This is a genomic window from Flavobacterium orientale (genome assembly GCF_014638005.1).
Taxonomy (GTDB): domain Bacteria; phylum Bacteroidota; class Bacteroidia; order Flavobacteriales; family Flavobacteriaceae; genus Flavobacterium; species Flavobacterium orientale.
In genome coordinates this window covers 21,303-43,004 of record NZ_BMFG01000013.1, presented here as the reverse complement: position 1 = coordinate 43,004, position 21,702 = coordinate 21,303, and the positions used below count along the sequence as shown (strand labels likewise).

The window sequence follows — 21,702 nt, the reverse complement described above, 5'->3', positions numbered from 1 at the left end:
GTATGACAAACCACCTCCAGAGGAGGGGAATTATTTGAAGAGGGTGGGTAGGGCATTCGTTTTGTTGGTGTTTAGGAGTTTTTCGATGTCGGCATTGTCGTAGTAGAGGGTGCCACCGATTTTAGTGTAGGTTAGGGTTCCGTTGATGCGGAGGTTTTGAAGGGTTCCGGGGGAGATGTTTAATAGTTTAATGACTTCTTTTGATTTCAACCACTTTTTTGAAGTTGCATTATCTTCAGATTTAACAATTTTTTTTAGATCAACCAAAAGTTCAGTTTTGAATTGATGAAGGTCTTCTTTTGTTAGGATTGCTAGTGTCATATGATTTGATTTTTATTAGTATCTATTGTTTTATGATTACAAAATACCCTCTATTTTATTTGATTTTATCCCAATACGTTTCGTAGTACGATGAAATTTAACATCAAAATGTAAATAAGCTCCGTAGATATTGACAGATTTTTTTTGATTTGATACAATTTGGCTTTATCGTAGAAATTGAAAAGAAAGGAATTAGTATTTTCAAGTAATTGGGATAATGAAAAAAGCAGTAAACCTTATTATAATATAGAGTTTACTGCTTTGTGTTTTCGTAGTAACGTGTTTAGTCTATATCGTCTCTAGCCATTTTTTGTTGCAGATTAAGTGTTAACTCTTCCAAGAATTTGGTTTTACTGCTTTTGCGGGCTTTGATCTCGGAATATGTTTTGTAGATATTATCGAGTTTAATATTGAAAAAATCTTCAAATGATGCCGTAATCAAATTGATGTCGGCTGCACCATGATTGATTGCACCATTTGAGAATAATGCATAGATCAATTCGGTTAATGCTGTTTTTGGACCGGTCCAAACAATTACCTTGTGTTTTTTTTCTTCAAAGATTTCTGCATCATCTACTTTTAAGCGTTTTAATGCTTGGCGGATATAATGTATAAAGCGATACATTGCTTTTACTTTAGCCCAAAGCATGTCCTGTGCAGTGGAAAATTCGGGAAACTGGTAATAATCTGTCATTGGCGTAAATGGAAAATTATTACGATGGTTGCGAGTAAAAAACTGATGATCCAAATAACTGTAGCCCTGTTCCATATAATGTACAAAGTCGGCATTTTTATAAAAGAACTTATTTATTTTGCGAAGCTCTTTTTGTAAAAATTGTACTTTATAGGTTGTTCCGGCCTTTGGCATTCTCAATTCACATGACCGAACTTCCGTAAAGAAAATCAGCAAACTCATTGGGATCGGTTTATTGTTTTTAAAAAAGTCAATTTCTTCAGGAACGGTATTAAAATCTCGTTTGTCCACAATTTCTTTTAAATTGGATAAGGTTTGATTACACAATATGATTCCTTTACTAGCCTTATTAAGCATTGAATCGTTTGATTCTAAAATTTCGTTACAATTTGTATTGAATGATTCGATTGTCTTTTTAACCATCATAATAAAATTAGTTGCACAAATGTTTACAATACTACGATATTGACTTGTAGTCGTTTTGAATGGTATTCATTACTTCCATAGTGTAATTATCACGAGCTTGTACATAGGCAACTTTGGGGATTATTTTGGCACCTACTTTTCTTTTTTCAAAAGAAGCTGAAACTCCAAAATCGATTTGAGGAAAGTTTAGTTCATTGGCTCTTTTTATGGTTTGAAATAAAAGCTGTCTATAAAGATTGAATTCTTTTGCCCATTTATAATCCATCCCAATTAGTTCAGGCACATAGGTATGGTTTTGGTTTTTGTAGCAAAACATAACTCCTACTAAAGGACTATTTTCTACTGAATTGAGGTGTAGTAAAATGAATTCCCAATTTGGACATGAATTCATCTTTTCAAAAACCGATTTGGCGTATTGAAATGTATTAATCGCATAATTATTGTCTTTTACATTTTCATACAGTTTATATGCCACGTCCATTTCTTCATCGCTCAAGCTTTCTTTAATTTTTATGTTATAGTATTTTTCAAAAGGTATAATCTCTTTATTAAAATGCTTGCGGGATCTAGAAGATAGTACCTTTGAAAAATCCTCATAATTTTGCCATTTCTCTGCTTTATAGACACAGGATTCCGGCATGTTGATTTTGAAATATCCTTGTTCTTGTATTACTTTATCCCAAGTATTTTTCTCTTCAAAATCTCTTAAAACCAGCATATCTGCTTTTAAATCATTATATTTTTCTTCTAATTTATCCAATAGTAGTTTCATTGCTTTTTCAGCCAATTCTTCTTCTTGATTGATATAACAATGTCTTCCTTCCGTGAAAAGACAGCCCAAGCTAATTACTTTAGAAGTTAGGTGCAATGGGTTTATTTTTCTGATTTCTTCGAGCTGTTTGGAAACGGATTCTGTGGCCAACATATCATCTTTCCATAACCCATATGTGCCAAATGTTATTAGTAGTATTTTACCCTTTTTATCTTTAATTGTATAGTAGAAGAATTCCCAATTATTATATTTGTCTACGCTGTTTTTGAAAGCCTTTTCAAGATATACCAAACCTTCCCAATCGAAAATATTGTTTTTACCCATAAATTTATTCCACTCATTTTTGTCAATATCTTCAATCGTATTTTTTTCTTCAATTGTGACCTCATCATAAGTTTGCTTTTCGATATGAAGTGCATCATCGAGACTTAGACCGAAAGCCTTTCTCACTTTTTCATCACTATTATTTGTTTCTTCTAAAGCTTTTGGGTAGTGGTATTTCATAGCCTCTGCCAATTCGTGAATGTCTTGCTTTTGATTATGACTTGACAAAGTGATTCTGATTCCAGTATTCTTGATTGGCACAGCTGGGTAAATCCCTAGATTGAGAAAAAATCCCTCATTAAATAAACGATGGACAAAATTGTAAGATGAAATAGGAGTTCCCATCCCGAGGAAAAACACTGGAGAATCGTTTTTAGAAATGATTGGTAGATTGCCTTGTGATAATAATTGGTTGAAATATCCAATCTTATCAGCCAGTTCTTTTTGTCGGATTGTAATTTCCGACGATAAGTGAATGCTTGCCGATGCAATAGCCGCAGCGACAGAAGCAGGTTCTAATTGAGCAGAAAAGGTTAACGGACCTCCAAAGTTTTTAATTTTATCGCGAAGTTTTTGGTTTTTGCATAGCAATGTTGCCCCACTAGCTCCAAAGGTTTTGCTTAATGTTCCAACCACCACAATATTTTCAGGAAGTTCTTTGATGCTATCGAAAACGAATCCCGTGCCGTTTTTGCCTATCCAACTCATGCCGTGGACGTCATCAAAATAGAGGTGCAATTGACTGTATTTTTTAGTCAATTCAATTAATTCAGAAATAGGAGCATAATCTCCAAACATAGAATATACCCCATCTGCCATGTACCAAATTTTTTCACATTTTGAAGAAAGTTGTTTTATTTTTTCTTCCAACATGTTTAAATTGTTGTGTCTAATCATTTCTACTGGAATACCTCTTAGTTTTAATAATTGGCATGCATTCTGCACACTCCAATGTACTTGATGGTCCATAATTACGCCATCTTCATCTCTTAATAATGTTGGAATAATAGCTAAATGACCTAATGTGCTATTTTTAGTAATGATTGGTGGAATACCATACATTTCCTCGATTTTGGATTCTAATTCGCTATAAAGTGGGTGAGAGATGTACGATTTTGATAATGGAAACTGAGTTCCATAATCTCTTATAGCTTGAATGGCTGCTTCTTTAATTCTATCATCTTGTTCCAATCCTAGGTATCCGGTTGTTCCGAAATGATACATTTCTTTTCCTTTAATTTGAATTGTTCTACCTGTTAAGAATTTATCTTCTGCGTACAGATGTAAGACACCTACATTTTTTGCACCCGATAATACTTCATCAACAGTGTCGATAAAGTTGTTGTGTTTGATTTTTGCCATTTTGTTGATTTTGGTTAGACCTCACCCTAAATCCCTCACCACCCGCCTTCGGACGGGACAAGAAGGAGAGGGACTTTGAATTTGATTGGCCTACTTGGTTAGTTATTTATTAAAGTTTGGGGTTAAATTTCATTATAAAATTTGATATGATTTGTATTACATATTTCATTACTCCTTTTATGACAAGTATAATTCCCAAATAGACAAGTGATTACTGAATTTTCAACAAATTATCCCAAATTGACAATTTGAAAAATTAAAAATGTTGCTATTTTTGTTAAATTCTAACCAATACTACATAAATCATGATTGCAGCTCATGGCATTTATGAGAATGAGTACGCCCTTTTTTGGGTTGAAGACGGCATTCTCTTTTTTGAATATAAACCCGAGGTGATTCTAACACTGGATGTTGCCCAACGCGTTGTTGCCGACCGCATCCAATTTCAAAATGAAAAATCCTATCCCGTACTTTGTGATATCAGGGGTATTGTTGATACAGATAAATCAGGGAGGGATTATTTGGCACAATCCGGCTCATTATTGACCAAAGCTGTAGGTTTACTTGTTCATCAAAAAGTTTCCCTTACCATTAGTAATTTTTATTTACATATTAGTAAGCCTACTATACCCACTCAGGTGTTTACTAGTAAGGAAGCCGGTATTATTTATTTAAAACAATTTCTATAAACATTTATAGCATCTCGCAATGGAAGATCAACACAAAGAGGAACGTATTGTCGCCATGCATCAAATGTTATTTGAAATGGCAAGAGGTAATTTCAGTAATCGTATTCCTTTGAGTTCGTGTGATGATGAGTTAGAAACCTTGGTTGTTTTAATTAACATGGTGGCCGAGGAAATGAAGGAGTCTATATTTCATGCCGGATATATTAACCCGCACAGTTCGTTTCGATTTATTACCCAGACTAACCTGGTGTTGGATTATTCCTTCTGTATACAAAGTTTTAATCCCGCTGTGCTTACCATTTTAGGATATGAGAGTTTTGACTTAGTAGGTTATTCCATAGCCACTTTTGTAACTCCGGATTCTTATCAAAAATTGAATTTAGTAAAAGAAGCTTTTCAGGACGCACTTTACAACCAAACCATGCTGCCCTTGCAATTTTTGACTAAAGAGCTACTGCTTTTTTCCGTTGATTGTGCCATCACTAAATTATATAATCGTGATGAAGTTATTTTAAGTTTTGTAGTCTCCATTCCGCAAATATCAAATGTAGCTCTAGAGCAAAAAAACAGTGATGACTCAGCAAAACATCCAAATTCGAGAAAATCAGACGCTTTATTAATTCAAAAGGTTTATGATTATATTCTTGCTCATTTGCAAGAACCTTTACCTTCTTTAAAAGAATTGGCCAGGTATTTTGGCACCAATGAATATAAATTAAAAGATGGTTTTAAACACTTCTTTAAAACGAGTATCTATAAATTTTACACTGTTGAACGATTGAAAAGAGCTTTTTTGATGATTCAACAAACTACCTTACCGTTAAAAAATATTGCTACAATGAATGGTTTTACAGATTATCCCAATTTTTCAAAAGCGTTTAAAAGACAATTTGGCGTTTCTCCAAATGAAGTTGTGCGTAATTCTACTATTGATTCCTCTATTACAATTGACTAGTTGCATAATTATCCTTTTTTGATAAGTAAACCTCCCGATATAACAAGTGTTTTAAAATTTTAATTGTGAATTTTACTCTATAGAATTAAAACTATTGAGTGATGCGAATATCAGTTAAAATACGGAGTTTACTTTTAGAGGCTATTTGTTACTTGTATATCTTACTTTTTATATATACTTCAATTAGTAAATTAATTGATTTTGAAAACTTTCAAGTCCAATTAGGACAATCACCTATGCTGGGATCCTATGCAGAATGGATAGCTTGGATAATTCCACTTTCGGAGATTTTGATTGCTGTAGCACTTTCCTTTAGTAAATTCCGTAAAGCTACCCTTTTTGCCTCCTATGCCCTTATGGTGATGTTTACTACCTACATCTACATAATTCTGAACTACAGTGATTTCATTCCCTGTTCTTGCGGTGGTGTACTAGAAAAAATGACTTGGAACGAACACCTGATATTTAATGTGTTTTTTATCTTTTTAGCGATGATAGCCATTTTTATCGAAAGCCAGCCACACACAAATAATCGAAAAATTAGTATATACTTGCTACTTGTAACTGTGGTCAGCAGTATCTCGGTAATTGTACTTTTCCTGGCATCAGAAAACAAAATACACTACAACAATGCCTTTACTAGGCGTATTCCGCATAGCCCTGTAAAAATGTTGCGAGGTATCTCATTAGAGTACAATTCCTATTACATTGCCGGTTATGCCAATGGAAAAATCTACTTAGGCAATAATTCTGCTCCTAAACATATTTTACAAATTGACACAAGTTTAACCCACCAAAAGGCTTTTCGATTGAATCAAGACAATCATCATTTCAATTTCAATACGGCTCAAGTCCGAATAAAAGACAAACACTACTACTTTGCAGACGGTACCATTCCTGTAATTTATAGAGGAAGTATACAGGATTGGAAAGGTCAACCTATATACAACGGCACTACCAAATTTTCAACATATGAAGTAGTCGATACGGCAAAGTTTGTGGTGAGGGCAACTGAACCTAAAACCGGTGAAAACGTAATGGCTTTTATTGATAGCTATAAAGATGCAACAGTAGTTTCAGAGACCGACATTTTGGAAAAAAGACTGGATGGTATTTTTGACACTGACGGTTTATTAAACTATAATACGCATAACAACACGTCCATATACACGTATTACTACCGAAACCAATACGTTATAATGAAACCAACATTGGACAGCTTTGTACGCGGTAAAACGATTGACACCTTACATCAAGTAGATTTACAATTTGCATATACAAGACAAGGCCGCGAAAAGAAGTTTGCTACACAACCGGAAAAAATCAATACCTATGCTGCAACATCTGGCAAGTACCTCTATATAAAATCCAAACGTCTGGGAAAATATGACCGTTCAGAAATGCTCCAACAAGCCTCCTTAATTGATGTTTACCTAGTAGAAGACAACAGCTATCAATTTAGTTTCTATTTCTATCATCACAAAGGAGAAGAAATCAAAAGTTTCAAAATATATGATGACATAATTGTTGGCATGACTAACAAATATTTAGTGGTTGGTCGTTTTAGAAAAGAACGATTCAACCCGTTAAATTAATAAAATATGGATATCGGCCGGTATCACAGGGGAAGATCGAAAACCTGTACAATAGAGTAGATCATCAATTTTAATTTTTTTAATTATGAAAACTATTAATTTAAAATCAATTTTGCCAGTGCTACTAATGGTCGTGGCAATTACTAGTGCTTTTGCTTTTCAAAATGACGGAAAGGCTGAAACAATTTCTGTAATAGGATGGATTGACCATCCTAGTCCATGTACCATCCAATTTTCCTGCGATAACACAGGAACTGATGTGTGTACTGCCATGTATCTTGGCGTAGAATACGAGGTGAAAGGAAAAGTTACTCCTTCTAGCAACACTTGTACAAGAGTTTTAACAAGAGCCAATTAAAATCTGGAAACAATAAGGTGTCAGCTTACTGACACCTTATTTATGCTAATCAATCCAATTGGGTTTATCTGCACCCTTTAAATAATAATTAAACCATTCCAACGTTTTCAAATTAAGATCGATTCTATTTTTCTTATCAACCATAAAATGTTGTTCATTGGGGTAGACTAAAAATGTACTTTTCTTTCTCAATCGCCATAATGCCATTTGCATTTTAGAACTATTTTCCCAATTTATCCTAGAATCGCTTGTTCCTGCCCATAATAGCAATGGAGTTTCAACTGACTTAGCGTGCATAATAGGCGAATTATTAAAAAAATCATCAGAATAGTAGGGTGCTGTTATCCGCAATTGCTGAGTGTCGAAACGCCACATACTTGAAATATCAAAATCATCTGTTCCTAAAAAAGTACTTACCAAGTCATGCCAACCTGCTCCTGCAATAGCAGTTTTAAATCGATGAGTTTGAGTGATGATATAACTCACCTCAAAACCGCCAAATGAATGACCAAATAATCCAATATTATCCTCATCTACACTTGCTGCCATAATTGCTTTATCGACGGCAACCTGAACACATTTTAAAGCTGACTCTCCGGTTTTATTGATAGTATATGTGATATCAGGATATAGCACAAAGTAGCCATTCAAAGTTAAATTGGTTTTGTTAAAACCAGTTGAGTTTGTTAAACTCGGAGCAACATAATTACGCAAATCAGAAGAAAGTTTTTGATAAACTTTCACTATCATTGGATAGCTCTTTTCGGGAAAATAATCAGCAGGATAAAATAAAGCTGCTTTTAAAGCAACACCATCAACCGTATAAGAAATTAAATCCGATTTTCCCCAATAATAGTCTTTTTGATGTTCATTAGAACGTTGTATCACATTTCCTTTTTCTTGGTTTGTCTTCTGTATAACAAGCTGAGGTGATTTGTCAAAATCACTCAACACATACATATAATTGTCTCCCGCATGACGTATTGAGGTAATTTTGTCATCAGTAAACAATACTTTTTTTAGTTCTCGATTTGATTGATACAAGCTGAATCCTTCTTTTAAATTTTCCGTATTAACTTCCTTTAGAACTATTCCGTTTAATGGGTCTAAAGCACTTGTAGTATACTCCATAAAATGATCTCTCAAACTCGAATAAAAACCTTCGTCATAAATAGAAAATTTACTCTTAATATATTTCCCATTCGTTATTTTCTTTTTTGATTTCCCATTAGGACTAATCAACCAAATGTCATGCGAATCAGTCAATAAAACAAACTTATCACCTTGTGTCCAGTAAGGTTTATCGACCGGAAACTTCTCCCCAGGATAATCATGTCCATCCTCTTCAAAACTTGTAGTAATCGAGCACGTCAAACAATTAATTCTATCTTGATCAAAATGATAGATATACCAATTTTTATCTGCATACCAAGTAATATATTTTCCCGCAGGCGACACTTGAATATGATTTTTTTGATGATAGATTTTTTTAGCTAATAGCTTTTTACGTCCCGTATGCAAATTTTTCACGTAGAGGTCAACATAAATGCCATTGTACTCAAAATAAGGCAAATATTCCGATGGATTTATAATCAATGCATGCTCGCCGTTACTCGTCGGTATGCCAATTGGATGGTCGGCATCATTAACTAGCATAAACTCATTGGTTTTGATATGCCAACACATCAAATAATGATTCAATAGATTTTCTTCGTTCTGGGGCGGAAGTACATCAGATGCCCATGACCAAACGACCACATGTTTAGCTGCTAGATTGTCTGTTTTCGGATGTTGAACATCAAAAAACAACTGTTTATCATCTTGTGAAAAAAACAACCGTGACTCTGGTACAATAAACCCGTCATCAGATAAATTTTTCACCTTGCTTGTTCGCAAAAACGTTGGCTTTTTTCTGTTCTGAAAATGCACATAACACAATTCAAAATTGGGGATATCTTCATCGTTTTTCGGCAAGCTTTCAAAAAAAGCCAACCCATTACAATTCCAATTCCACGTCAAATTTGATAAATCTTCCGCTGATTTTACAATTTCATATTTAGCCAAGCGTTCACCTAATTTTATTGTCGTAATCAAATCCATATCAGGTGTTTTCTGAAGGACCGCCACTTCAGTGCCATCAGGAGAAAGCATGTATTCTAGAACATTTGGAACTATTGTCACTTCTTTAGTGGAGAGATGAATTAATTGCAATTCATTTTCTCGGCGACTATTTTCGGCCAATAAATAAGTTCCATCCTTTGAAAACTTGTAATGTGTAAGCCCCTGAAGAAAATCTAATTTCCCAGAAATCAAATCCTGATAATATAAACCCTCGTTATCAAGATAGAAAAACCGATCCTCTAAGGGTGAAAAGCGTGCTTGCCTTCCACCCAAAAAGGTACGTTTTAAATCAGTATCTGTTTTTTGCAAAACCAAAGTGTCGCTTCCAATTGGGTTTTGAATCATGTAGCTCACCCATTCTCCACTAGTAGATAAGTGATAGTCATAAAAATGATACCAACTCTCATAATCATCAACATCCAAATGTTTCTTAGTCTGAGTAAATCCATTCTCAAGATTCGAAAACAGCAGGATTAATAATAGCAATTTTGATAAATTATCCATTTCCTTTATTATTAATATCCTGGGTTCTGTGGAAGTAAATTTGAATTTAACAACAATTCATTTTCGGGCAAAGGAAACAAGACATCAGTGGAATTCCAACCTGGCTTTACGTTACTCAATGTGGTATCCAATAATCCACGTCGCTTTAAATCAAAAAAACGATGACCTAATTCACAAAAAAATTCAAATTTGCGTTCTTTTAAAATCGCAGTAATCAGCTCGTTTTTAGTTTGTGCAGCAGTAGTGCCCAATCCTGCTCGATTTCTTATTTTGTTTATGTCCATTTTACTCAAGTCAAAAAAACCTAATTCAGCATAAGCTTCCGCACGGATTAAATACATTTCTTCCAATCTAAATTGAATCGGATATTCCATAGAAGTACTCGTGTCTACATTCAGTTTATATTTAAAAGGGTGATAATAAGTCTCCATGCCGTTAGTAACACTTTTTACCCAATCAATAGCTCTCAAATCGCCGGTTTCAAACTGAGTGATAAAATCCTGAGCTAATGCCCGGTTAGGTGGCGGAACCAACGTAAAAACAAAGCTTTTAGCCTCCAAGGTATTTTTCCCTTCCGGTGACGACATTAACTGCCAAATCGTACCCGTACTGTTTCGCAGAAATACCGAATTCAAATCTTCAACCCACTGATAAAGTCCAGTGTTTTCAATAACTGCAGTAGCTTTCTGTCTAGCTAATTCCCACTCTCCGTGATAAAGATAAAGTCGAGCTTGCATAGCCACCACTGCACTTCGATTCGGTCGCACGCGATAGTCACCGGTATAGGTATCAACAAGCAAACTCTCCGCACTAATTAAATCCTGCTCTATGAAACTATATATAGTAGAGGATGATTCCTTGCTTATCGTAGTATTCAATCTATAATCGGTTGACTTAACATAGGGCACCTCGCCAAAAAGTTGATTTAAATAAAAGTGCAGATAGGCTCTCACAAACAAAGCTTCACCTATCAAACGGTCGCGGTCTGCCTCAACGATTGTAGTCGAATTGCCAACGCCTTCTATCACCGTGTTTAATACATAAATTAAGTGATAAGTATCTCGCCAAAAATTATGAATCGTGGTAGTACTTTCAAGCAATTGATTCTCATTAAAAACTAATTCTGGCAAATTGGCATTATAACAGGTTAGTTCATCGGCATAATTACCCAGTAAAACAGTAATGCCGCCGGAATCCCCAGTCACAACAACACTATTATGAAGTTTAGTATACACATGTGTCAGAACTGATTCTGCTGTTCTGACGTCATTAAACACTTGTTCACCGGACAACTGAGTATCTGGAACATCGATACTCACAAATTCCTCGCACGAAAAAGCAAAAAAGAGGAGTATTAAATTAGTTATCTTGATTATTTTATTTGTTTTCATAAGGAAGTGGAATTAAAAAGTTAGTTGCGTGCCAAGAGTAAAAACCCGTAACGGTGGAATTTTAGAACCTGAATAATTTTCAGGATCTAATCCTTTATAATTTGTAAAAGTCAAAACATTCTGTCCTTGCATATAAACTTTGCATCCCCAACCATTGCGAGTTTGAAAAGCATAACTCAATGCAATATTCTTCAATCGAATAAACGATGCGTCTGTAAAAGCCGCATCACTTGTTCTATAAAAAGTATAGGCACTTGTTGCTTGACTATTGAATCCTGCACTATAAGGTTGTGTTCCTGTCATAACATCTACTGATTGATTAACAGCTAAACCCGGCATAGATTTATAGGTATTGAAATTCGGTGCAAGCTGTTTAGTAAATTGAAACAAAAAATCAAAATGCCATTTTTTATAGCGAAGGCTGTTTTGTAAACCACCAAAGTAAGATGGAGTCAAATCAATATGCTTTTTCCGATCGTCGCCAGGGCGAATAAAACCATCATTATTGTAATCTTCAAATTCATAAAATCCTGTTTCAGGATTCATTCCGGTGTAATGATACACCAACCTAATATTCAAAGGTTCACCTACTACATATTGATTGGCATATGTCGAACGTTCCAAGTCCGGAAAGGAGATTAACTCATTTTTTGGAAAGGTAACATTAAACGAACTGCTCCAAGAAAAATTTATCGTTTCAATATTTTTTGAATGCCATTCTAATTCAATTCCACTATTTTCCACTTCAGCAGGAAAATTTGATAAAATGGATGTAAATCCGGTGGTGCCTGGTAAAGGAATTCCAACTAATTGATTCGATGAACGGTTTCTAAAATAAGCGGTTGTTATAAAAATTCGGTCATTCCATAAACCCAAATCGATGGCTGTTTCAAATTTTTTATTGATTTCCCAACTGAAATCTGGGTTGAAAAGTCGCGTTGGCTCTAATCCTATGCTGCCTTGATAAGGTATACCGGTGGAGCTAAAAGTATCTAAAAATTGATAATTGCCAATTTGATCACTACCGGTCGATCCATAACTGGCCCGCAATTTTCCAAAACTCACTACTGACAGTCGCTCTCGAATCAAACGCTCTTTTCCAAAAAGCCATGCCGCACCAATTGCACCAAAATTAGCAAACTGCTTGCCTGGTCCAAATCGACTCGAACCATCTCTTCTACCCGTCAAATTAATGATATATTTTTCATGTAGATTATAATTCACCCGTCCAAAAACTGCGTTATAACGATAAATGCTGTTATCGTTATTGTAAATCGCTATGTTAGCAGCTGCAGCCATATTATAAATTAGGCTATTGCTGGTAAAACCCATCGCTTCAATTGCCCTTGAACCAAAATTTCTCTCCTGAAAAGTGCTACCAACCAAAACTGAGAGTGCACTTTTGCCAAAATCTTTCTTCCAATGCATTTGAGGTTCCAAACTCCACGATTGCTGATAGCCTTCATTCTGCAACAATATAGAAACAGAGCTGTCCAAGCCAAAAGCGGGATTGTAAATTGTAGAGGGTGAAATTTTGGTCTCGTTCAACCGTGTAGATGAAAAACCCGCCATGGTTTTCAACTCCAAATTAGGTAGCAACGCATAAGAAATAGTACCGCCTGCATTAAAAAAATTACTCTTCGCTAAATATTCTTCCTTAATTTTACGCAACGGATTTACAAAAGTCGAATTCTCCCAGTTCAAATTACCCTCCGCATCATACAAAGCAGGAGCATTAGGAGCTAAATTAATAGCATCCAAAGTTAAATCAGTGCCTGGCAAGTCATTCTTATCTATCACATATTGTATAGACAAACCCATGTTTAGTTTTTTATTGGACGATTGATGATTTCCCGAAAACTGAAAAGCGGTTTTTCCATATTCAAAATCACCGTGAAACACCGAAGTTTCATTATAATTAGTCACTTTAAGCAATAAATTAGTAAACTCATTTCCAACCGATAAGGAAGCATCAACTTGCCGATGCAACGAAGTATTCCCAATCAGTTCCTTTTGCCAATCTGTATAACGATTTTCATCCCAATTCCCATTAATGTCATGGGCACTTGCAGGATATGTCGTTATCCCATCATTAGCAAAAGCCTGCCGTCGCATGTTCAAGTACTGCTCCGTATTCATCAAATCCAAACGTCTCGAAATCGACCCAACGCCCGAAAATGAATTCAATATCAACGTGGTCTTGCCCGATTTTGCTTTTTTGGTCGTAATTAGCACCACCCCATTGGCTCCTCTAGAACCATAGATGGCCGTTGCATCAGCATCCTTTAATACTTCAATGCTTTCAATATCGGCTGGGTTCAAAATACTTAAACTATTTACACCGGAACCCGGTAAAATCAATCCTGACAAAAAAGAGCTATTCCCCAAACTCTCTGTGCCCAATGGCATACCATCTACAATATACAATGGATTATTTCCATCGGCACGCAAACTATTCCGCCCACGAATCTGTATATCAAAGCCACTACCCGGCACACCACTGGTTTGCGTGATACTCACACCCGCCATACGGCCTTGCATAGTAGCCAACACATTCGTAACCGGCTGCGTTTCTATATCTTTCGCAGTAATCCTCGAGATACTGCCCGTTCGCTCCCTATCCTTCACCGAATAATACCCCGCATTCAACACCACTTCTTTCAGTTGAGTAGTGTCTTCCTCCAATTGTAAATAAATTGCTGTTTGGTTCGCAACAGTAATTTCAACGGTTTTATAACCCATATAAGAAAAGACCAACACATCGTTGGCAGTAGCAACAATAGAAAACTTACCGTTTTCATCAGTGAGCGTTCCTGAAGCTTTGTCTTTAACAAGCACCGTGACACCGGGCACAACGCCCTGGGCATCAGTAACCGTTCCGGTAATGGGTTGTTGGGTTTGTTGTAGTTCTAGTGGAGAACTGGCATAAGAAGTTACACAAAATGAAGTAAAGGCCAGAAGGCATCCATACAATAAACGGGTACTCCTTTGGTTAATTAATTTTTTTTTCATAAAATTGGTTAGTTAAATAAGACATAAGTTTTGTTTGCGTTGGTCCTCTATCTAGTTTGGCGACGGGTTAGGGGACCTTTTTTTGTGTTACTGAGTGGCTGAGCCACTGATTAGCTGAGACTTGTTTTCTTTTTTTATAACATAGGCGACTGGTTTAAAAGTTTAAATGTTTAAAATTGTTTAAGAGCTTAATTTTTAGAATTAGGAAAGTATGCCGCTCGTGCTTGTTGCAGCCAAGGTTGAGCGACATATTTCCAACTAACTGAAAAAAATTAACTAATAAGACCGTGACGCGAAACGTTCCGAATAAAAAGCAGTGCTAAGAATTAAGTGAGAACCAAAGGGAAATAAAAAAGCGTGGAACTCAACTTACTGCGTTAGAGGTACTGGTATACCGTTGCAACAATAAGAGAGCCCACGCCAGTATTGACGTGAGCATCATACTTATCATCTCGTTGCAAAAATTACCAGTTTTCTAACGCGAGATTCAAAGCGAATGCTTCAAATGATTTCTTGAAGAATCGCAAAATTAATTAATTTTTAAACCAAAAATGATTTAAAATGTGTCAAATATATACAAATTATTTAATCAATGTCATATTTGACAATTATTTTTTTATAAATCAATGCAATTTCACGCTGTGAAAGAGCATAATAAAAAATATTTACTTGCATTCGGGCAAAATTTAGAACGTTTACTTCAAGAACTAGACACTGATGTAATGACGGTAGCTTCTCTGGGTAATATTGAGCCTAAACAGGTGTATCGAGTATTACGAGGCGAACATGCAGCATCTTTAGGAACAATTTTGGCAATTTCAAGAGGGCTTGCTGTTCCTCCCAAAAAACTTTTTGATTTTGACTTTACTGTTGACCAAGAGCCCTAAAAAATCAACTAGAATTATTTTCTTTCTTCTCCAAAAGGATTTCATCTAAAATAGCAGCTTCCTGAAAGGGAATCATCTGTATAGCAATCTCTAATAAGGCTTTTATATTTGAACGGGAATCAACGATGAATCTCGAAGTATTCTCTTCAGAATCTAAAGCTAACACGGCTACTTTTAGTAAATCAGAAAGCGTGAAAAATAGATCTTTATAATCGGAAACTTGTATCTTGACTTCATGCTGCAACGATTTCTCCTTTCTTTTTTTTAATAAATAGGTTGTCTTCTCCATAATTTTTATTGGTTTATTTTTATTTGACTTTCTACATCATTTTTTAATTTTTGAGCCACTAATTTGTTGCTTTCATTCAGAAAATTTTCCAAAGTGTTTTCGAGAAAATATAGTCCTTCATTTGTCAAGACCAGTGGCTTTTCTTTTCTTATGTAGGATACATTTTGAGTTAACATCCCTATTAGGTTCTTCTTGTTTTCCGGAATGCAAATAAATAAATCGGAAACTAAGTCAGTAAAATGAGCACAGATACTGAATAAGTAGGGCAAATGATAATAGTTAGGGTAGTAATTCAAAAATACTGCAATTAAACCCAAACAAAGTTGTTCTGCTGCCTGATGGAGATTAAAAATTATGACACTACCACTTGCACTTGATTTTGTTATAGGCTTTACAGCAGCAATAAAAGACCTAGCTGTTTCAACTCTTGTTTTCCAAACCTCAGTCAAATTGTTTATCGGTATTTTGGGGTTGGAAAAAGGTAACGGTTTAAAGTAATAATTGGATTGTTCGAATACTAAATTTTCAGGTTTCATGATGCTGTAAAAAAAATATTGTTGCTCGTCTCTTAACTGTTGCAAATGAATTTCTCGATGTAAAAAAAGTGTGGCGGTACTAACTACGTTCGATGTTGTGGCTATTTCATCTTGCAAGCCGGCGATGCCACTTGGGTAGCTTTTTATGGTGAACACTAATAAATCATAATGAATTGCTAACGTTACTTCCTTGTCTTCCTTGAAAATAGCACTATTTTGTTGCTTAGTAAACTGTCGTTTTCCGAAACAATAAATACGACTTACATCCAGATAATTTGTAATTCTAGTAATAATTGGAAGTAAAGCTTCCGGTATTTGAAGACTTTCTTTTGGTATGGCGTGTAGCATAATTGTATGGTTTAAAGGTTAGTAGCAATTGAATCTTTTGTATCCGTTATTTCTCGACTTTATGAATTACAAATTGATGGAACATTTTTTAATAATTTTTTACTAGTTTTGTTTACGAGATAAAATTCGTAATTAATTACGACATAAACAAACTTTTTCGAATTTATTTTCGATATTTTTTTACCATGGGAAATATTAATAGCAAAATAGACCAAATTGCTGAGCAATTTTTTGGAGGTAATAATTCTGCCTTCGCTAAAGCAATGCATACCAGTGAAGCCAATATCCGAAATTATAGAAACAATACTATTCCAAGACTTGACTTTATAATTACCGTTAAGGAAAAACTCGGTATTAGTTTCGAAGCCCTTCTAGAAAGTACTACCGGAAATGAGTTAATGCAAGTAAATGAATCAGCTCCGACCAACGAGTATGCAAAACAAGAAATTATTCCCGTGTTTGATATAGAAAAATCAGGTGGTCTAAAAAAACTATTGACGTCTACTAAAAAAAGCCGTCATAAAATTGGCTACCTCTCTTTCCCAAATGCCCCTACCTGCGATGGTGCTGTAATAGCTACCGGAGAAGGTATGTACCCGCTTATCAAAAGTGGTGATTTTTTAGCTTATAAAAAGGTGGAGGCAAATAGTAATCAGATTTTTTATGGTGAAATGTATCTTATTAGTCTCACTATTGATCATGAAGAATATGTTACTTTTAAATACCTTCAAAAATCCGAAACTGACCCGGATAATGTGCTATTAGTTTCTTATAATCAAAATTTCCAAACTAAAGAAATTCCCTTTGCAAGTATAACGGCAGTGGCTCTTATCAAAGCAACGGTTACCAGTGCTTCTATGATGTAACCTTTTCCATCCGTAGTCGGTGTCAGGTTAAGATACAGGAGTGGCAAGCAGGGGGCTTAAAGTAGGGTTGAAGTACAGGCTATCTATAGTGTCCGGTGTGAATACTATATAAATTTGCATGAATTTTCAATGAAACTCTATGCGTTTCATTTATATTTTGTAGTTTTGTTTTATGAACAAGCTACAAGAATTAAAAAAACATTTACGAAGAGGTAAGGTTTACCGCCGGGCAGATTTGTCGAAGTGGTCTAAATCTGTAGACCGTCACCTTGATGAACTGGTGAGTGAAGGGACATTGCAAAAGCTTTCGCAGGGTCTTTACTTTTATCCGGAGGTTACTGCCTTTGGCGAAGCACCGCCAGAGGAAGAAGTTTTGGTGCGTTCGTTTTTGAAGGACTCTCGTTTTTTGCTTACTTCGTTTAATGCTTATAATGCTCTTGGTGTTGGCACCACACAACTGTATAACCAAAAAATGGTTTACAATCATAAACGTCATGGTGATTTTGTTTTGGGTGGGAAAACCTTTTCTTTTAGAGTGAAACCCCATTTTCCGAATAAAGTTACTAAGGAGTTTTTGTTGGTTGACTTATTGAATAACTTGGAGCAACTTGCCGAAGACCCCAAAGAAGTGGTTTCTAACGTTCGCTTTAGAGCCAAGACAATGGATCAAAAAAAGTTGAAAAAAGTGTTACTGGATTATGGGAGTAGTAAAACCAAACGTATTTTGGAACCTATTTTGAGTAGTTGATATGGCTGATTATTTGCATAACCATCCGGATTTCGCTGCTCTTTTGCGTATTGTGGGTAATGAATTGCGTATTGAGCCTATTCTAGTTGAAAAAGACTATTGGATTATGCATGTTTTGTATGGCTTGAAGCAACTGAACTTTGATTTTGAGCTCAAAGGCGGTACATCACTATCTAAAGGGTATCACATTATCGACCGCTTTTCGGAAGATATTGATATACATATTAAACCTCCCGCTGTATTTGAAATAAATGAAAACCCGAAGAACAACAAGCCAAGAAATATTGGGGCAAGAAAAGAGTTCTATGATTGGCTTGCCGACAGTATAAAAATAAATGGTATTGTTTCGGCAACCCGAGATACTGATTTTGATGATACGAAATCGTATCGTAGTGGCGGTGTCCGATTGCATTATCAATCGCATACTGAAGCTAAAGACGGAATAAAAAACGGAATACTTTTGGAAGCCGGTTTTGATCAGGTGACACCCAACACTGTTATAAATATTTCATCGTGGGCTTATGAAAAAGCCATTCAGCAAAGTGTCGCAATCCATGATAATAGAGCACTCGCTGTTGCTTGCTATCATCCCGGTTATACTTTTGTGGAAAAATTGCAGACGGTAGCTACCAAATTTAGACAGGAACAAGAAACTAAGGAAGAGCGTCAAAATTTGATGCGTCAGTATTATGACATTTATAGTTTGTTGAAAAATCAAGAGGTTCAAGCATTTATTGGTACGGAAGCGTACTTTGCTCACAAAAGGGAACGATTTCCAACGGTGGATTATGACCGGGCTATTGCCGAAAATGAAGCTTTTTTATTGGGTAATGCGGCAATCAGAACTCGGTTTATTGAACGTTATAAATCAACTGCTCCATTGTATTATAAAGGACAACCTGATTTTGAAGAAATGTTACTTGAAATAGGGAAGTGGGTTGGGAGGCTTTGATTTCCTCCCCCCAGCCCCCTCCGAAGGAGGGGGAGACTTTGTGGATGCGGAGGGCGTGGTATTCTAGTGTAGCAATGAAATCCTTTTTAATTACTATATTTTGTTTGCTATCTACTACACAATGCGTAGTGTTATGCGAAAAAAATATTTACGTTTTGAAAGTTAAACGATACTAACGAGAATAGATCATGTACTTTCGCTAGATTTACTTTTATAAGTTACCCTATAATAGATTGTTCACTTTTATTTACTGTTCGCGGAAACGTGAACAAGCACAATTTGTGAACATTGTGGAATGGGTTGGATTTGGGGAATTTTTTGAAAATTGAGGTTAGGATGTTTGCAAACGAATTTGCTAGGCTTGTTACTGGGAGGTTTTGTGAATAGGCGAAGTGGATGGGGTAAATTTATGTTATTATATTGGAAGGTTCCTGGATTTACATTATGTTGATGGTGCAATTTGCCAATTTGATTTGTGTTAGGAAGCGATTTGTTTTTTGAGGAGTTTGGGTCGTATTAGGGGCGAAAAATTGGCTTACTCGAATTCTACTTAAAAAACATCCTGATATAACAACTCAATCGTAACTTCTTTTTTGGTAGCTCCTTCTTCCACAATAATAGTACTCCAAAAGGGTTTGTAGTTTTCAACTAAATAGGCGAATGCTTTTTTTATTTCTTCGTGAGAACTATCGAAATTAACCCCTAAATTTTTCTCGTAGCCAATAATGCGATAAAAAATACCAGTAGTCAATAATTCGTCTTGTGCATCGGCTGTGTTATCGGGAGCATAGCCGAAATGTACTACTTCGGTAGATGGATCGTTTAATTTATTTAAAACATCTTGCCTAACTTGCAAAAATAAGAGTTCATCCAAACTGCCGTAAGGTACTTCTAAAGTACTTGCTGAAATTGTCAATGCAAATTCATTAAAATGGAGTTCCATAGATTGCGAAGATTAAAATGTAAGTTAAAATAGTACCAGCGTTGGTGAAAACCAAATTTATGAATTTTAGGATACCACCACAAAATTTTCCCTATTTTTACCTTCAACTCCTATAAAATATAAAATGAAAAAAACATTACTTTTCGTTCTCCTCTTGCATTGCATCATAACCTGGTCTCAAAATGACTTACGTTTACCCTTTGAACCCAGACCGGAAGAGTTACTGCCCGAAGTAAAAAAAATGAAAGAAATTAAGTCTATCGAAATAAGTCATTTCACGACCGACCTATCGGATGATTTCGTGGCATTCACCAACAATAAAACGATACTCCTTTTTAATAGATACCCTCAAATTGTGGTCTTCACCGTCGATCCTATGACAAAAGATACAACGCAAAACAAAATTGTGTACACCTATCATACCGATACTGATACCCTTGCCACGTACAAAGAATTTCGATTAGGACAAACGAAACACTTGTATTATGATAAAAAAGGACGAATTGAGAAAAAAAATGAATTTTTTAATGGTAAAATGGAGGGTCAATTTTTTTGGTTTTATGAAGGGGAACTACTCAGTAAAGACGAACGCATAATCAGGGGTAAAAAATACACGCATGAATTCAAGTATGACGATTCCAAACGGTTGATTGAAAAAGTAAGTTATAGTAATGGTGTTTTTCAGGGAAATGTGAAATGGTTTTATGATGCAAACGGCAACATGGTAAAAGAGGAAAGCCTGCAAAAGGATGTACTCACTACAAAAAATAGCACCTATAACTTAGCCAATCAGCTACTTACCCAAACGACAACTGTAAATGAAAAAGTGATTCAATCATTAGATTACAATAGTGTATATGCTTCGTCTGAAAAAGAAAAAGAAAAAAATGATAAACGTGAAAAGTTCATGAAACGGAAAACGTTTTACACTTTTGATACCAAAGGAAATTGGGTACTTAAAAAATTTCTGAATGATGAAAAGTATTATGATTTTGATCAAATAGATGGAAAATATCATGTAAAAAAACGAGTTATTGTTTATAAATAATAAATGTACACAGACACAGTAACTAACAATAGGAGTACAAGTATAAAGCAGTAACCCTAACCACCTCGTCTCCCCCTCGGTTGGAGAGTCCCGATTGCTATCGAGAGGGGGTGAGGTTTGTAAATCCCAATACTTTTACTAAATTTAAAAAAAATTAAATCAAACAATACGATGAACATCCTTATTTCCGATGAGCTATTAAACGGAACCGTTACCAATCAGTTTGAAATGCTGGTAGAATCAGACCAATTGACCGTGGCTGAATTAATCACAAAAAGAGTGACGTTAGAAATTGAAAATTACAATAAACGCCTTCCTGATTATTTCAATGGTTTGGTTCAACCCAAGGAGGCAGAACGAACCTTAAACGGTTATAAACTAAAAGCCAAGCAATTGATAGATGTGGAAAAGCAGGTCTACATTGCCTTAAGTGCGTTCCAAAAAAACGGATTCTTTGTACTGGTGGATAATGAACAATTAGAAGAGCTAGACCAAGTGGTTACACTGAAAAATACCTCTAAAATAGCATTCGTAAAACTAACTCCTTTGGTAGGAGGTTAA

General features: G+C 35.4%; 19 protein-coding genes. 10 read left to right on the top strand and 9 right to left on the bottom strand.

Annotated features, from left to right (window positions below; genetic code table 11):
* Positions 1 to 30: 30 nt before the first annotated feature.
* The 3 genes from IEV15_RS13585 to IEV15_RS13575 form a co-directional block, all read right to left on the bottom strand.
* Complete coding sequence (locus IEV15_RS13585; RefSeq protein ID WP_188363084.1) at positions 31 to 321, bottom strand: helix-turn-helix domain-containing protein; 291 nt, start codon at positions 319 to 321, stop codon at positions 31 to 33.
* 283 nt (positions 322 to 604) lie between these two features.
* Entirely contained in the window at positions 605 to 1,441 is an 837-nt protein-coding gene (locus tag IEV15_RS13580; RefSeq protein WP_308418852.1) for an RteC domain-containing protein, read from the bottom strand.
* Between the two features lie 31 nt (positions 1,442 to 1,472).
* Positions 1,473 to 3,899: an aminotransferase class I/II-fold pyridoxal phosphate-dependent enzyme gene (locus IEV15_RS13575; protein WP_188363083.1), complete on the bottom strand. Its 2,427-nt coding sequence runs from the start codon at positions 3,897 to 3,899 to the stop codon at positions 1,473 to 1,475.
* Between the two features lie 305 nt (positions 3,900 to 4,204).
* On the opposite strand from IEV15_RS13575, the gene IEV15_RS13570 reads away from it, so the two are divergent.
* The 4 genes from IEV15_RS13570 to IEV15_RS13555 all read left to right on the top strand — a co-directional run bounded on the left by IEV15_RS13570 (position 4,205) and on the right by IEV15_RS13555 (position 7,496).
* Positions 4,205 to 4,588, top strand: coding sequence for a DUF7793 family protein (locus IEV15_RS13570; protein ID WP_188363082.1), 384 nt, complete (start codon positions 4,205 to 4,207; stop codon positions 4,586 to 4,588).
* Positions 4,589 to 4,607: 19 nt separating this feature from the next.
* Positions 4,608 to 5,543, top strand: coding sequence for a helix-turn-helix domain-containing protein (locus IEV15_RS13565; protein WP_188363081.1), 936 nt, complete (start codon positions 4,608 to 4,610; stop codon positions 5,541 to 5,543).
* 101 nt (positions 5,544 to 5,644) lie between these two features.
* Positions 5,645 to 7,138: a MauE/DoxX family redox-associated membrane protein gene (locus IEV15_RS13560; protein ID WP_188363080.1), complete on the top strand. Its 1,494-nt coding sequence runs from the start codon at positions 5,645 to 5,647 to the stop codon at positions 7,136 to 7,138.
* A gap of 85 nt (positions 7,139 to 7,223) precedes the next feature.
* Complete coding sequence (locus IEV15_RS13555; protein ID WP_188363079.1) at positions 7,224 to 7,496, top strand: DUF6520 family protein; 273 nt, start codon at positions 7,224 to 7,226, stop codon at positions 7,494 to 7,496.
* A gap of 45 nt (positions 7,497 to 7,541) precedes the next feature.
* Here IEV15_RS13555 and IEV15_RS13550 read toward each other — a convergent pair whose 3' ends face one another.
* From IEV15_RS13550 to IEV15_RS13540, 3 genes are read right to left on the bottom strand one after another with little or no spacing between them, the layout of a single operon-like run.
* Positions 7,542 to 10,121, bottom strand: a complete 2,580-nt coding sequence (locus IEV15_RS13550; protein WP_188363078.1) for an alpha/beta hydrolase family protein — start codon at positions 10,119 to 10,121, stop codon at positions 7,542 to 7,544.
* Between the two features lie 11 nt (positions 10,122 to 10,132).
* Entirely contained in the window at positions 10,133 to 11,512 is a 1,380-nt protein-coding gene (locus IEV15_RS13545; protein WP_188363077.1) for a RagB/SusD family nutrient uptake outer membrane protein, read from the bottom strand.
* Between the two features lie 12 nt (positions 11,513 to 11,524).
* A complete protein-coding gene (locus IEV15_RS13540) occupies positions 11,525 to 14,524 on the bottom strand; it encodes a SusC/RagA family TonB-linked outer membrane protein (RefSeq protein WP_188363076.1) in 3,000 nt (999 codons plus the stop codon).
* A 626-nt stretch (positions 14,525 to 15,150) separates the two neighbouring features.
* On the opposite strand from IEV15_RS13540, the gene IEV15_RS13535 reads away from it, so the two are divergent.
* Positions 15,151 to 15,411 (top strand): hypothetical protein, encoded by a 261-nt coding sequence (locus IEV15_RS13535; protein WP_188363075.1) that lies wholly within the window; start codon positions 15,151 to 15,153, stop codon positions 15,409 to 15,411.
* A gap of 4 nt (positions 15,412 to 15,415) precedes the next feature.
* Here the strand turns inward: IEV15_RS13535 and IEV15_RS13530 are convergent, their stop codons facing one another.
* Both IEV15_RS13530 and IEV15_RS13525 read right to left on the bottom strand, forming a co-directional pair.
* Positions 15,416 to 15,700 carry a hypothetical protein gene (locus IEV15_RS13530; RefSeq protein ID WP_188363074.1) on the bottom strand — a complete coding sequence of 95 codons (285 nt, stop codon included), beginning with the start codon at positions 15,698 to 15,700 and terminating at the stop codon, positions 15,416 to 15,418.
* Positions 15,701 to 15,705: 5 nt separating this feature from the next.
* Positions 15,706 to 16,584, bottom strand: a complete 879-nt coding sequence (locus IEV15_RS13525; RefSeq protein ID WP_188363073.1) for a hypothetical protein — start codon at positions 16,582 to 16,584, stop codon at positions 15,706 to 15,708.
* A 185-nt stretch (positions 16,585 to 16,769) separates the two neighbouring features.
* On the opposite strand from IEV15_RS13525, the gene IEV15_RS13520 reads away from it, so the two are divergent.
* From IEV15_RS13520 to IEV15_RS13510, 3 genes are all read left to right on the top strand, one after another.
* Complete coding sequence (locus IEV15_RS13520) at positions 16,770 to 17,450, top strand: S24 family peptidase (RefSeq protein WP_188363072.1); 681 nt, start codon at positions 16,770 to 16,772, stop codon at positions 17,448 to 17,450.
* 172 nt (positions 17,451 to 17,622) lie between these two features.
* Positions 17,623 to 18,198 (top strand): hypothetical protein, encoded by a 576-nt coding sequence (locus IEV15_RS13515; RefSeq protein ID WP_188363071.1) that lies wholly within the window; start codon positions 17,623 to 17,625, stop codon positions 18,196 to 18,198.
* A 1-nt stretch (position 18,199) separates the two neighbouring features.
* On the top strand, positions 18,200 to 19,150 hold the full coding sequence (locus tag IEV15_RS13510) for a nucleotidyl transferase AbiEii/AbiGii toxin family protein (protein ID WP_188363070.1): 951 nt from the start codon (positions 18,200 to 18,202) through the stop codon (positions 19,148 to 19,150).
* Positions 19,151 to 19,700: 550 nt separating this feature from the next.
* Here IEV15_RS13510 and IEV15_RS13505 read toward each other — a convergent pair.
* Positions 19,701 to 20,093, bottom strand: coding sequence for a hypothetical protein (locus IEV15_RS13505; protein WP_188363069.1), 393 nt, complete (start codon positions 20,091 to 20,093; stop codon positions 19,701 to 19,703).
* Between the two features lie 124 nt (positions 20,094 to 20,217).
* Between IEV15_RS13505 and IEV15_RS13500 the strand changes: the two genes are divergently transcribed.
* Entirely contained in the window at positions 20,218 to 21,141 is a 924-nt protein-coding gene (locus IEV15_RS13500) for a toxin-antitoxin system YwqK family antitoxin (RefSeq protein ID WP_188363068.1), read from the top strand.
* 171 nt (positions 21,142 to 21,312) lie between these two features.
* Positions 21,313 to 21,702, top strand: coding sequence for a hypothetical protein (locus IEV15_RS13495; protein ID WP_188363067.1), 390 nt, complete (start codon positions 21,313 to 21,315; stop codon positions 21,700 to 21,702).